This window comes from Paraburkholderia sp. EG286B (assembly GCF_040965655.1).
In the GTDB taxonomy this organism is placed as follows: Bacteria; Pseudomonadota; Gammaproteobacteria; order Burkholderiales; family Burkholderiaceae; genus Paraburkholderia.
The window spans coordinates 1-445 of sequence record NZ_JBFRCF010000170.1 but is presented as its reverse complement, the minus strand read 5'-3'; the positions used below and the strand labels follow the sequence as shown (position 1 = coordinate 445).

The following is a 445-nucleotide window of genomic DNA, read 5'->3' as shown; positions in this document are numbered from 1 at the left end:
CATCAACCTTCTAAACTGCATCGCCTACGTACCCATGCCCAACCCTGGAAAGCAGGTTCGTCGACGGGAGAATTCTGCATGACTCAGGAAAGATGCGAACAGTGCTCCCAACCCACGGCAGCTTACGATGTGATCCATTACGGCTCCACGGAAACTGGTCACCGACTGCTCTGCACCCAATGCTTCAATGCCGAGGTGGCACGGCGATATGGCATGACCGATCTCGAAAACGTGCGCCTGGATCCGATCGACATGATCGATTCCGCGGGCGACTCCCATCGGTTTCATTGCCAGATGCGTTTGCTGGGCCCAGACATGATCGTCCTGGACGCGTTCGAACTTCGCGAAGACGTCCGTGCCGGTTACGAATTCCGGACCATGGGCGAACCTGAAGATGATGTGCTGACATTGCTTGGCCGTCTTGTCGAAAAGATGAGGCGAGCTC

General features: G+C 56.0%; 1 pseudogene. It reads left to right on the top strand.

The features are described from left to right. Nucleotides 1-213: 213 nt before the first annotated feature. Nucleotides 214-445 (top strand): annotated as a pseudogene (locus AB4Y42_RS44255) (hypothetical protein); the annotation flags it as partial.